This is a genomic window from Kribbella sp. CA-293567 (genome assembly GCF_027627575.1).
GTDB lineage: Bacteria > Actinomycetota > Actinomycetes > Propionibacteriales > Kribbellaceae > Kribbella.
This window is the reverse complement of record NZ_CP114065.1, coordinates 816,688-829,795: the sequence shown is the minus strand read 5'-3', so window position 1 is coordinate 829,795 and position 13,108 is coordinate 816,688. Positions and strand designations below refer to the sequence as shown.

Sequence of the window (13,108 nt, the reverse complement as noted above, 5' to 3'; positions counted from 1 at the left end):
CCGGTCCGCCGGCGTACCCGGGCTCGCGGTCAGAGCAGCACCTTCCCCGGGTTCAGCAGGTTGCCCGGGTCGAAGACCTGCTTGATCCGCCGGTGCAGGTCGAGGCTGACCGGTCCCAACTCCTGCTCCAGCCAGCGCGCCTTGAGGATGCCGATCCCGTGCTCGCCGGTGATCGTGCCGCCGAGCGCCAGCCCCAGTTCCATCACGGCACCGAAGGCCTCCAGCGCCCGGGCCTCGGCCGCCGCGTCGCCCCGCGGGAAGACCACGGTGGGATGCATGTTGCCGTCACCCACATGCCCAGGGCAACAGATCAGTACGTCGTACTTCGTCGCGATCTCCGCGATCCCGTCCAGCAACGCGACCAGCTTGCTGCGGGGTACCGCGACGTCGTCCACCAGCGTCACGCCGAGCGGCTCCAGCGCCGGGTTCACCAGTCTGCGGGCCTCCAGCAACATCCTGGACTCCTCCGCGTCGGAGGCCGCGGCCACCTCGACGGCGCCGAACGAGCTGCAGATCGCGGCGATCTGGGCCACGTCCTCCGCGGCGCGGGGACCACGGTCCGACTGCGCGATCAGCAGCGATCCGATGTCGGCGGGCAACCCCATGTCGCGATAGTCCTGGATCGCCCGAGCGGTCGGCCCATCGAGAAACTCGAGCAGCGAAGGCCGCAACCCGGACGCCATCACGGCAGCAGCGGCAGCGATCCCGGCCTCGATCGACAGGAACGTCGCGGCCGCGGTCAGCGCCGCCTCGGGCTCCGGCCGCAGCGCCAGCGTCGCCTCGGTGACGACGCCCAGCGTGCCCTCCGAGCCGACGATCAGCCGAGTCAGGTCGTACCCCGCGACGCCCTTCGCCGTCCGCCGCCCGGTGCGCACCACCTCGCCGGACGCGAGCACCACCTCGAGCCCGCGCACGAAGTCGGCCGTCACGCCGTACTTCACACAACACAGTCCACCGGCGTTGGTCGCGATGTTGCCACCGATCGTGGACATCTCCCACGACGACGGGTCCGGCGGGTAGAACAACCCCTGCCCCAGCACGGCCCGCGACAATTCCGAGTTCACGACTCCGGGCTGGACCACCGCGACCTGATCCTCGACCGAGACCTCCAGGATCCGGTTCAGCCGCGAGGTCGACAGCAGCAGACACCCGTCGAGCGCGTTCGCGGCCCCCGACAACCCGGTCCGCGCGCCCTGCGTCACCACCGGTACGCCGTACTCGCCCGCTGCCCGCAGCACCTCCTGCACCTCGGCGGTCGATTCGGGCCGCACCAGCACCAGCGGCACTCCCGCCTTGCAGAAGGTCGCGTGGTCGTTGCGATGACCGTCCAGTACGTCGGGGTCGGTGACGACCGCCTTCTCGCCCAGCGAGGCCCGCAGTCGTGCGATCAGCAAGTCAGAGCTCATTCCTCGTCCTGTTCAGCCAGCAGTCGCAGCACCAACTCGGCACGGCGAACCCGTTCCCGCCCGAGCGCCTCGGCCGTCGCGGCCAGGTGGGCGCCGGCCGGGTAGATGTTCGGCGCGTTCCGCAACCCCATCTTCAGATAGACCGGCGCAGCCACCCGCACCACGGCCGGTACGTCGTAGAACCGCACGTGCCCACCCTGGTCGTCGGGCACCTCGACGTACATGTCGATCGGCACCGTGGTCGCGGCGCGGATCTCGGCCAGCACCCCGATCGGGAGGTCCGTCGAGACGTTCAGGCTGGTCGCGCCCAGCCGCTCGTAGAGCGCGGCGGTCGAGGCGTTGGCCAACGGCATCAGCACCGAGGTCTTCAGCACCAGGTCGGCCGGCAGCTCGCCTTCCTTCTTCAGCAGGCCGAGCAGTTCCAGCACGCCGAGATCGCCGACCAGCAGGCTCCGGACGCCCAGCTCGACCGCGCGGTACGCGTCACACAGCGACGCGGCCACCATGTCGTTGCCACGGGCAACGCCACCCACCGCGGCCGAGACCTTCGCCTGGCCGCCGGTGTCCCAGGCGCCCCGCGGGCCGAGGAAGAGACAGACCTCGACCTCGTGATCGGCGCCCAGGGTGAGCATCTCGTCGATCTCGCCGTCGGTCAGCATCATCACGCCACTGCCCTGTGAGACCCGGTGCACGGTGACCCCGCGGGCAGCCGCCTCGTCGAGCACGGTCCGCATCACCGCGGGTCCTTCGCAGCTCGGGATCTCCACCCGGTACGCCGCTCCGCCGGCGAACCGCCGCGTCGAGGCGAAGTCGGGTGCCGGGCTGATCAGCCCCCGGTCGGCCAGCAGTCCGTGCGCTTCCCGCAGGTTCATCGTTCTCCCCAGCCAGTCAACGTGCCGGTCACGTCGGTCAGCTCCCGCGCGCTCCCGGTGATCTCCAGATCGAACCGCTCGGCGGCCTCGTCCAGCAGAGCCGGCGAGACCATCAGCTCGTTCGGCGACAGCGTGTCACGGATCCTGGCCAGCCGGAGCTCCGACCAGTCGCGGCGTCCACTCATCGTGACAGCACCCAGGATCGCGGCGGCGTCGTCCTCCAGCACCATCGGCAGGCGCGACCGCCGCGCGCCACCCGCGCCGGAGGTCAGCGCGTTCACGTAACTGGCCTGCAGGTCGATCTGCTCCAGAATCCTCGCCGGAACCACGTCAGCCAGGCCGAGTCCCGACGCGTTCCCGTGCGAGGCGTCCGACAGTCGGTGCACGCTGACCGCGGCGATGGACGGCGACTCGAACTCCGGGATGCCGAAGACCCAGCACCGCCCGAGCACGTTCGTGTCCATCCCGGTGCCGGACTTGTCCTTGCCCAGCTCATCGACCACGAGTACGTCGAGCTGCTCGAACGGCAGACGTGCCATCAACCCAGCAGCCCTTTGCAGCAAGGCGTTCTCCGCCGCCGAAGCGATGCCGTCGGCAACGACCAGCTCGACGGCGGCGGTCTTCTCGTAGGCGTTCTCGAGAATCGCGAGGCCGCCCAGGATCTTGCCCGACCCGACGATGAGCTTGGCTGCCGCCTCGATCGCGGCGCCGAGCGACGGGATGCCGCCGGCATGCAGGGTGGCGGCGCCCTGGTGGTTGCCCAGGCCGATCGCGAGGATCTTGCCGAGCCCGCTCTCGACCGGGCCGTGGAAGTCCGTGTGCGGTTTGACCCGGTTGATCAGCAGGACGCCGTCGGCTTTTGCTGCCAACGCGTCGTGGTGGACCGGAGTACCGTCCGGCAAGTTGCCTAGGACAACTGTCTCCATAGTTGCCTCGACCGGGCAACCGACCGACTCCGCCGTGACGCCGAGGCCGGCCAGCATCTCGCGCTGCCCGTCGGCGGTGGCGCCACCGTGTGATCCCATCGCCGGTACGACGAACGGCTCCGCGCCGGCCGCCCGCAACCAGTCGACCGCGGCACGGACGACGGTCACCAGGTCGTGAATGCCCCGGCTCCCGGCGGTGACCGCGATCCGGTCGCCCGGGCGGATCGCCGTGGCCAGCGGCGCAAGCGCGGCCTGCGCGGCGGCGTACGGGTCGGCTTCGGTGGGGACGTCGTGCAGGAGACGGCGGATCGGCGTGACCTGTGGCAGAACACCGTCCGGTCGCAGACCACGGATGGCTTCGAACGGGCCCCACGGCCTGCCGCTCGACGAAGCCTCCTTGCCGCCTGACATCAGTGGCTCTGGCGGGCTACGGCTGAGCCGGTCCGGCCGACCAGGAAGTCGAGGTCGCAGCCAAGGTTGGCCTGGGTGACGTGGTCGACGTACAGCCGGGCCCAGCCGCGATCGGTCGACGCCGGCGCGGGCTGCCAGTCCGCGCGGCGCTTGGCCAGCTCCTCCTCCGAGACATCCAGATGCAGGGTTCGGGCCGGTACGTCGAGCTCGATCCAGTCACCCGTGCGGACGAGCGCCAGCGGACCGCCAACGGCCGCCTCGGGCGCGACGTGCAGCACCACCGTCCCGTACGCCGTACCGCTCATCCGGGCGTCCGAGATCCTGACCATGTCCTCCACTCCCTGCTCGGCGAGCTTGCGCGGGATCGTCATGTTGCCGACCTCAGGCATCCCGGGATAGCCCCGCGGGCCGGCGTTCTGCAGCACCAGCACCGTGTCCTCGTCGACGTCGAGGTCCGGGTCGTCGACGGCCAGGTCGTACTCCTCGATGCTGCTGAACACCAACGCCTTGCCGCGGTGCTGCAGCAACCGCTCGGACGCCGCGGACTGTTTGACCACGGCGCCGTCCGGAGCCAGATTTCCCTTCAGCACAGCGGTTCCGGCGCCGCTGCCGAGCGGGTTGTCGACGGCCCGGATCACGTCGGTGTCGACGGTCCGCTCGGTGTTCGCGACGTTCTCACCGATGGTCCTGCCGGTGACCGTGATCGCGTCGGCCTTCAGCAGCGGCAAGATCTCCCGCATCACGGCGGGCAGGCCGCCCGCGTAGTAGAAGTCCTCCATCAGGTACTTGCCCGACGGCTGCAGGTCGACCAGCCACGGTACGCCGCGGGCCCACTCGTCCATGTCGTCCAGTGTCAGGTCGACGCCGACCCGGCCGGCGATCGCCAGCAGATGGATCACCGCGTTGGTCGAACCACCGATCGCGGCGTTGGCCCGGACCGCGTTGGCGAACGCGTCGCGGGTCAGGATGTCGCTCGGCTTGAGATCCTCCTCGACCATCTTGACGATCCGCTGGCCCGCCAGCTGCGCGGTCGCGTACCGGCGGGAGTCGACGGCCGGGATCGCGGCCGAACCGGTGAGCTGCAGGCCGAGCGCTTCGGCCATACAGGCCATCGTGGACGCCGTGCCCATCGTCATGCAGTGGCCGTTGCTGCGGGACATGCCCGACTCGGCGGCGGCGTAGTCCTCCTGCGTCATCCGGCCGGCGTTGACGTCCTGGGTGAACCGCCAGACCGCAGTACCGGAGCCGATGTCACAGCCGCGGAACTTGCCGTTGAGCATCGGGCCGCCGGTCACCACCAGGGTCGGGAGGTCAACCGAAGCCGCACCCATGATCGAGCCCGGCGTGGTCTTGTCGCAGCCGGTCAGCAGGACGGTACCGTCGATCGGATTGCCGCGCAGCGACTCCTCGACGTCCATGCTGAGCAGGTTGCGGAACAGCATCGCGGTCGGCCGCAGCATCGTCTCGCCGAGCGACATCACCGGGAACTCCAGCGGGAACCCGCCCGCCTGCCACACCCCGCGCTTCACCGACTCGGCCAGCCGGCGCAGGTGCGCGTTGCAGGGCGTGAGCTCGGACCAGGTGTTGCAGATCCCGATCACCGGGCGGCCGTCGAACACCTCGTCGGAGAAGCCCTGCGCCCGCATCCAGGACCGGTGGATGAACCCGTTGCGATCCTTCTCCCCGAACCAGTGGTCGAAGCTCCGGCGCCCGGTCCCGCCCGCCGCGGCGGACGCCCCTTCGGTACTCGGAGCGGCACCCGGCGGGCGGCCGGTCTTCTCCGGCGTCGGCTCGCCTTCCGGGTCGCCGAGGACGGCGCCATGCGGAGGTGTCCCGGGATCCGCGGTGGGCGGGGTGGTCGCCGGATCCCCGGTAGGCGGGGTGGTCGCCGGGTCCCCGGTGGGCGGGGTCGATGCGGCTGAGGCGGGAGTCGGCGCGTCGGGGTCGCTCGGCTTGTCGCTCACAGGGGAACCTCCGGGGTGGTTGCGGTGCCGGGCTGGGTCAGCGCGGTACGTCGGTGGTGCTGATGACTCCGTTGATCCGCCGGGGAACGCCCCCGGGATTGGCGTCGCGGAGTACGGCAGGAAGGACCGCGTCGGGAAGATCCTGATAGGCGACCGGTCGCTGGAAGCGGCGAGCGGCGGTGGTTCCGACGCTGGTGTGGATCGAGCCGACCGTGGACGGGAACGGCCCGCCGTGGTGCTGAGCCCAGGAGACGGCGACGCCGGTCGGCCAGCCGTTCCACAGGACTCGGCCGGCCCGCGCGGTCAGCAGCGGAAGCAGCTCGCGAGCCAGCTCCTCGTCGCCGGCCTCGGCGTGGACGGTCGCGGTGAGGTTGCCTTCGAAGGCCTCGACGGCGGCGGTCAGTTCGGCGGCCGACGAGTACTCGACGACGATCGAGACCGGACCGAAGCACTCCTCCAGGATCTCCTCGCGACGCTCCAGCAACTCGGCGACCGTCGTCCCGAGCAGTGTCGCGGGGCCGTCGCTCAGCACCCGGAGCCCGTCGACCTTGCGTAGCCGGTCGAGGCCGGAGGAGAAGCCCGAGGCGATCCGTTCGGTCAGCATCGTCGCCTGGGCGACCGCGCCGGTGGCCTCGGCCAGCTGGTCCTGCAGCCCGTGCCCGGCCGGCAGGAAGAGCAGTCCGGGCTTGGTGCAGAACTGACCGACCCCCAGCGTGAACGACCCGACGTACCCGGTGGCGATTTCGTTGCCTCGGGCATCGACTGCCGCCTGGGTGACGAAGACCGGGTTGAGGCTGCCGAGCTCACCGTAGAACGGGATCGGCTCCGGCCGCGTCGCCGCGATCTCGTGCAGCGCTTTGCCGGCCGGCACCGAACCGGTGAAGCCGGCCGCGGTGATCCGCGGATCCTTCAGCGCGGTCACGCCCACGTCGTACCCCTGGATCAGCCCGAACGTCCCGGCCGGCGCACCCGCGCTGCGGAGCGCCTCGATCATCACCGCGGCGGTCTGCTCCGACAGCTCCGGATGCCCGGGGTGTGCCTTGACGATCACCGGACAGCCCGCTGCGAGCGCGGAGGCGGTGTCGCCGCCGCAGACACTGAAAGCGAACGGGAAGTTGCTGGCAGCGAACACCAGCACCGGGCCGAGCGGCACCAGCACCCGCCGGAGGTCGGGCCGCGGTACCGGCTTGGCCTCCGGGTCCGCCGTGTCGATGATGATCTCGAGCAGCGATCCCTCGGCCAGCGCGTCGGCGAACAGGCGCAACTGTCCGGTGCTGCGCGCGACCTCACCGCGCAGCCGTGGCTCGGGCAGCGACGACTCCCGCATCGCGATCGGTACCAGGTCGTCCGCGGCGGCGTCGAGCGCATCGGCTACCGCGCGGATCCACTCGGCCCGTACGGCGGGCTCCGACGCGGCCAGCGGCCCGGCTGCGGCCGCCGCGTCGCTCAGGGCCTGCTCGAGCTGGGCGGGGGTGGTGTCGGACGTCATCGGTTCTCCTCCAGGGTCTGCGCTGCCAGGAAGGCGAATGGTTCCCGGCCGACTGCCACCGTATTCGTCAGCGTGCCGACCTCGCTGATCGAGATCGCCACCTGGTCACCGGCGCGCAGCGCGAAGTCCAGTTCGGGCACGATCCCGGTCCCGGTGGCGAGGATCACTCCGTCGGGGAAGTCGTTGGGCCCGACCAGGGTGTCGATCAGGTCCTGCAGGTCGCGGACGAGCTGCTGGGTGGACGTCGTACCGGTGAAGACGTCGGCGCCGTCGCGGCGGATCACCAGGTCGATGGTCAGCGCCTTGGGGTCGGCGACCTCCCAGACCGGGCGGATCCCGGTGGCCAGCGCGCAGCCGCCGGCGAAGACCTTGGCCTGCGGGATGTAGAGCGGGTTCTCGCCCTCGATCGAGCGGGAACTGACGTCGTTGCAGACGGTGAAGCCGACGATCTCGCCGTGGCTGCTGGCGACGATCGCGAGCTCGGGTTCCGGTACGTCGTGACCCGAGTCGGCCCGGATACCGATCTGTTCACCATCGGTGACGAGCCGCCAGGCGGGTGACTTCGGGAACAGTTCGGGGCGCGGGGCGGAGTACACGCGGTCGTAGACGGACTGTTCGGTGCTTTCCTCCATCCGCGCGCCGCGGGAGCGCTCGTAGGTGACGCCCGCGCACCAGACCTCGCCGCGCCCGTCGAGCGGTGGGAGCAGTTGCACGTCGGCCACCGGTACGCCGTCCCCGAGGCGGCTGGTCGCCTCACGGAGATCCGCAACGCTCAGCCGCAACAGCTCCGCCATCGTGGTGATCCCGTCGATCGACGCCACCACGTCACCGGTTCGGACGCCGGCCTGCGGGCGTTGTCCAGGGAGCAGGTACCGGACCAAATGCATCTGGGTCCACCTTTCGAGCTGTCGGGAGAGCGGGAGGTCACATGGAGGTGCCGAGGAGACCGCGGGTGATCTGGAAGCCGACGTTGCCGGACGCAACCGCCTTCGGTACCAGTTGCCGGCCGGCCACTGCCGCGATCGCCTGCAGCGCGACCGATGCCTGTTCCAATGCGTTGCCTGAGGCAACGGCATCCAGGTCGTCGCCGTACTGCGCGACTGTCTCGGGGTCGTTGCTGAACTCCACGACCGGAACGAATCGCTGGGCCGACAAGGTGCCACCGGCAACATGCGCGACGACCTGCTGCACCCCGCCCGCGCCGAAGCCGGTGACGGTCTCCATCCAGTCGGTACCGGGCATGCGCATGACGTGCCAGCCGTTCGCGGTGAACCGCTGACCGTGGGCGATCGTGGGGCCAACCTCGGCGGGAGAGCCGAAGGCGGCGTACCGGAAGGCTTCGCTGGCCAGCAGGGCGCCGCGGGAGGAGAGCACGACCGAGCCGCCCGCCGCGACGATCTCGCGGCCGGTGATCGCCAGCGCCTCGGCGGTCGGGGTGGTCAACCGACCGCGTGCTTCGAGGGCGATGGTGAGCTCGCCCAAAGTGCTCCGGACCTCTTGCGGTGCAGGCAGGTCGAAGCTGCCGAACCAGTCACGCACCCGGCCGGTGACGGCGTCGAGACCACCGTCGGCCTGGATGCTCGCCCAGCCGAACCGCGACGGATCGGCGCCGGCCTCGACCAGCCGGGACCGGAAGTAGTCGTTGTGCGTCTTCTCGCACCCGTGCTCGAGCAGCAGCGCCAGGCGCGTGTTGGGGTGCAGCAGATATCCGAGCATGGTCCGCGCGAACGTCTCCTCGGACGCTCCCCCGCTGGATCCGCAGCCTTCGGTGTGCGGCAACGCCACCATCCTGGTGACGGAATCTCCCGCCCACCGCTCGAGCTCCCCCTGCGCGGCAAGCCGCAAAGCGATCTGCCCCGAACACAAGCTGGTCGGAAGAATGAGGCCGACAGCCTCGGGGACAACCCGGTCGTCCACCCGCAACAGCCGCAAACCGGTGGCGCCTGCCGGGCCAGCGGCGCTGAGAGCGGGCGCGGCGGCGACGGTGGCCGGCCGTTCGGAGGCCGCGGCTGGCGCTTCACGGGCGGGCGCGGCGGAGGAGGCCGGCGCTTTGGGCGCGGCGGAAGAGGTCGTCGCTTCACCGCCGGAGGCTGGCGCTTCTGGGGCGGCGAAGCTTTCCGCCCCACCTTCCTGCGAGCCGGCGGAGCCGGCGAGCTGCAGCGGGGTACCGGCAAGAGGTGCGTCCCGGTCTTCGGCGGGGAGGTCGAGAATGTTGCGGGTGGTGCGGCCGTCGGTGGTGATCGAGATGCCTTCGCGGGGGCCGTTCTGGCGCCAGTTGCGCCAGATGGAGACCTGGCTGTGGCCGGCGCGTTCGCCCGCGCTCGGCCTACCGGAGGCGATCTCGACGGTCAGCGCGAAGGTTTCGGCGGTGAGGTCGTCCATCGGGGTGCCGGTCAGGTAGCGGCCGGCGTCGACGTCCATCTCGGCGTGCAGCAGTGCGTAGCGGGCCGACGTCGTGACGAACTTGATCGTCGGGACGAACGGGAAGTTGGTGATCGAGCCGTTGCCGGTGGTGAAGAAGATCAGGTTGCAGCCGCTGGCGACCTGACCGGCCACCGACTCCAGGTCATTGCCGGGACTGTCCATGAAAACGAACCCGTGGCCGGGCATCCGCTCGGCGTAGTCGATCACGTGGTCCAGCCGGACGTCGCGATCCAGCTTGCGCGCGGCCCCGACCGACTTGAGCACAATGTTGTAGAGCCCGCGGTACACGTTGCCGCCGGACGGATTGCCCTCGGCGGTATGCCCGTGCCAGCCGACGCGATCCTTGAAGGACTGGATCGTCCGCAGGAACCGCCGGGCCGTCGGCAGATCCCGCACGTTCTCGAGAACGTAGCCCTCGGCACCGATCAGCTCGTCGGTCTCAGCCAGTACGGCGATTCCGCCGTGCCGGATCACCTCGCGCGCCACCGCCCCCGACAGCGGATTCGCGCTGACGCCTGAGAACGCGTCGGATCCCCCGCACTGCAGGCCGATCCAGAGATCCGCGAGCGGAACCTCCTGCCGCTCCTGCGCCGCGACGACCGGCAGCCACGGCTCGATCAACCGGCCGGCCGCCACCAGATCCGACTCGAAACCGGCTCTGCGGGTGAAGTAGGCGTGCGGCACCCGGATCGGCGGATACCCGTGCTCGGTCATGAACTCCTGGATCGCCCGGCCGGAAACGAGATCGCCCTCGGTGTCGACGATCAGCACCGCGCCGACATTGGGGTTCAGCGCGAACCCGGCCAACGTGGCCAGCAGGAAGGGCAGGTTGTTCGGCGTACCGTCCTCGCCGCCTTCGGTGTGGGCCACCGGTACGACGATCCCGTCCGTCCCCGCGAAACGCTTGGCCAACTCGGTCACGAAGCCACTGCTGCGCGAACTCGTCGCCAGCAGCACGACGTGGTTGCGGGTCCCCGCCGGTCCCTGCTCCCGGGGATATCCGAGGAACGTCCCGGGCTGCTCGACGGAAGTGACCTGCTGCCCGAGCCTGACGGCCGACTCGTCGAGTTCGTACGGGTCGAGCGGCTCGTTCTCGGCGCTCGGCTCCGCGGGCAGGCCCGCCACGCCGCGGGCAGCCACGGCGGCGAGGCTGGTCGGCGTACAGACGTAGTCGCCGACGTCGAGATCACGGAGCGCGCGAGCGAACGGGGTGTTCCACGACAGCAGCGGCTCGCCGGTCGCGACCGGGCGGGCGACGAACCGGTGACCTTCGAGCACGGTGTGCGGCAACGTCACCGGCGTACCGGCGAAGTCGAGGACCGTGCCGGCCTCGAGCCGGCGGGACGAGATGGCGACGTTGTCCCCCGGCTCGGGCAGTACGCCGATCTCGTCGAACCTGAGCATCGTTTCCGCCTCCGGGTGACCGACTGCTGGCTTGGGCACGATGAATCGTGCATGATGCATGATTACCAGTGCCACCCTGCCGAACTGCGCGGGCTGGGTCAAGGGCACGACCAGTCCCTGGAGAATGGGCCCGATGAATCCGACCGTGGAGCCACAGGATCGCCGCCTGCTGCGCCGGCAGATGCTCGCCGACGACGTGTACGAGGCGATCAAGACGATGCTGATGGACCACGCGATCCGGCCTGGCGCGCGAATCTCGATCGACGGCCTGGCCCGGGACTTCCAGGTGTCGTCCACGCCTGTCCGGGAGGCGCTGGCGAGACTCGAGTCGGAGGGGCTGGCCGACAAGGAGCCGCTCAAGGGGTACCGCGCGACGCCGCTGCTCACCTTGACCGAGTTCGACGATCTGTACCGCTTCCGCCTGCTGCTGGAGCCCTGGGCGGCGCGGCGGGCAGCCGAACTGGTCGACGACGCCGGCCGCGACCGCCTCCGTGCCGAGCTGGCGACGGCCGTGGAGCCGACCTCCGTCGACTACGCCGGCTACAAGTCACTGACGGCCCACGACAACCGCTTCCACTCGCTGATCGCCGCACTCTCCGGCAGCGAGCAGGTCCGGCTCGCCTTCCAGCGGACCCACTGCCACCTGCACATCTTCCGCCTCCACTACGACCGCGACACCGGCCCGGAGGTCTTGGTGGAGCACCGCCAGATCGTCGACGCGATCACTTCCGGCATCCCCGCTGCAGCCGAAGCTGCGATGACCACACACCTCGACAACTCAATGTCCCTCCGCCTGCGCAAGATCTACGAACCCGCGCAAGTTCCCCCCAGCTAAGGATGGTTACCCCCGGTACGAGCCGGGGGTAACTGTTCAGTCGCGAAGGTAACTCTGGCTGCGGTTAGGCGGGGGCGTCGCCGTGGTCGGGGATTTCCAGTTGGGTGCCGCCTTGGAGGGCGGACTGGTGGGCGTAGATGCCGGGGAGGGTGTAGCGGGCGGCGACCCAGGCGTTGATCGGCGGGAGGGTCTTGTCGGCGACGGCGCGGACGAAGTCGTCGGCGAGGAAGTGGTGGGAGCCCTCGTGGCCGTTGTGGAGACCGGCGAACTCGGCCGGCAGCCGGTCGCGGTCGTGCACCGGTGAGAGGCCGGACCGGAAGGCGTCGCGCAGCGCCGGGTCGACGTTGGCCAGATCGGCGTCGTCGAGGGAGCCGCTCGGCTCGGTCTCCATCAGAGTGGTGATGTCCTCCACGCCTTCCTTGGTCTGCCAGAGCGTGGTGGTCGCCAACTGCTCGAAGCTCGCCTCGGTGCCGAAGACGCGCAGCCGCGACTCCCGCAGGTGCGACGGGTAGCCGACGCGGCGCATCTCGTTGGTACGCATGATGCCGCCGTCGGCCAGCTTGAACAGCGCGGTCGCGTTGCTGAAGTCGTTGTCGAACTGGCTGATCTCCTTGTCGAAGACGCCGTCGCCGCGGTCGTCCCGCACTCCGATACAGGAGACGTGGGTGGCGTGCTGGCCGGTCACCGACAGCACGTTGCCGACCGCGTGGGTCGGGTAGAGCATGGGCGGGAAGGAGGCTGTCTTCTTCCAGTCCTCACCACCGCTGTACTGGTACGCCGAGTAGAAGCCCAGATCCATGTCGTGGACGTAGTCGCCCTCGGTGTAGAAGACCCGGCCGAAGTCACCGGCGGAGAGACGCTGACGGCAGTAGACCGACGACGGGTAGTAGAAGCTCGTCTCGCCCATCATGTAGGTGAGGCCGGTCTCCTCGACCAACTCGACGATGCGCGCGATCTGGTCGGCCTCGATGGCCATCGGGACGGTCGAGTAGACGTGCTTGCCGGCCTCGAGCGCCTGGATCGCCATCTCGCCGTGCAGCCAGCGCTGGGTGAAGATCGCCACCGCGTCGACGTCCGAGGCGAGCATCTCCTCGAAGGACTGGTAGGTGACCGAGACGTTCTGCTTCCCGGCCAGTTCTCTGGCGCGGTCCGGCAGGACATCGGTCAGGCGGACGTCGTCGACGTCAGGATGCGCCGACCACAAGCGCAGGAACGAGGGGGCGAACTGGCCGGCTCCGACCACGCCGATGCTGATGCTCATGAACCAAGGCAATCACACATTCATCGAACATGTAAGAACAATTCCGGACACTGGAACGCCGGGCCGATCGGATCGCGCACAGGCTCGGCCGAGCGACAGGCCGACCGGGCCGCAGG

The 13,108-nt window shown here is 69.9% G+C and carries 9 protein-coding genes; 1 reads left to right on the top strand and 8 read right to left on the bottom strand.

The features are described from left to right. Positions 1-29 precede the first annotated feature (29 nt). Genes OX958_RS03935 through OX958_RS03905 form a run of 7 tightly spaced genes read right to left on the bottom strand, consistent with a single transcriptional unit; the run spans position 30 to position 10,896 of the window. On the bottom strand, positions 30-1,406 hold the full coding sequence (locus OX958_RS03935) for an FAD-binding oxidoreductase (protein WP_270135775.1): 1,377 nt from the start codon (positions 1,404-1,406) through the stop codon (positions 30-32). Continuing rightward, entirely contained in the window at positions 1,403-2,278 is an 876-nt protein-coding gene (locus OX958_RS03930) for a U32 family peptidase (protein ID WP_270135774.1), read from the bottom strand. Before OX958_RS03930 ends, OX958_RS03935 begins: the two co-directional genes overlap by 4 nt. Continuing rightward, positions 2,275-3,615 carry a lactate racemase domain-containing protein gene (locus OX958_RS03925; RefSeq protein ID WP_270135773.1) on the bottom strand — a complete coding sequence of 447 codons (1,341 nt, stop codon included), beginning with the start codon at positions 3,613-3,615 and terminating at the stop codon, positions 2,275-2,277. Before OX958_RS03925 ends, OX958_RS03930 begins: the two co-directional genes overlap by 4 nt. Further along, positions 3,615-5,579: a dihydroxy-acid dehydratase gene (locus OX958_RS03920; RefSeq protein ID WP_270135772.1), complete on the bottom strand. Its 1,965-nt coding sequence runs from the start codon at positions 5,577-5,579 to the stop codon at positions 3,615-3,617. Before OX958_RS03920 ends, OX958_RS03925 begins: the two co-directional genes overlap by 1 nt. Before the next feature lie 37 nt (positions 5,580-5,616). Further along, entirely contained in the window at positions 5,617-7,068 is a 1,452-nt protein-coding gene (locus tag OX958_RS03915) for an aldehyde dehydrogenase (NADP(+)) (protein ID WP_270135771.1), read from the bottom strand. Then, on the bottom strand, positions 7,065-7,955 hold the full coding sequence (locus OX958_RS03910; RefSeq protein ID WP_270135770.1) for a fumarylacetoacetate hydrolase family protein: 891 nt from the start codon (positions 7,953-7,955) through the stop codon (positions 7,065-7,067). Before OX958_RS03910 ends, OX958_RS03915 begins: the two co-directional genes overlap by 4 nt. Positions 7,956-7,992: 37 nt before the next feature. Continuing rightward, entirely contained in the window at positions 7,993-10,896 is a 2,904-nt protein-coding gene (locus OX958_RS03905; RefSeq protein WP_270135769.1) for a UxaA family hydrolase, read from the bottom strand. 133 nt (positions 10,897-11,029) lie between these two features. Here OX958_RS03905 and OX958_RS03900 point away from each other — a divergent pair, with 133 nt between their 5' ends. Continuing rightward, positions 11,030-11,731 (top strand): GntR family transcriptional regulator, encoded by a 702-nt coding sequence (locus OX958_RS03900; protein WP_270135768.1) that lies wholly within the window; start codon positions 11,030-11,032, stop codon positions 11,729-11,731. A gap of 64 nt (positions 11,732-11,795) precedes the next feature. Here the strand turns inward: OX958_RS03900 and OX958_RS03895 are convergent, their stop codons facing one another. After that, the gene (locus OX958_RS03895; RefSeq protein WP_270135767.1) at positions 11,796-12,992 is read right to left on the bottom strand and encodes a Gfo/Idh/MocA family protein; all 1,197 of its coding nucleotides are present in this window, start codon (positions 12,990-12,992) and stop codon (positions 11,796-11,798) included. Positions 12,993-13,108 lie beyond the last annotated feature (116 nt).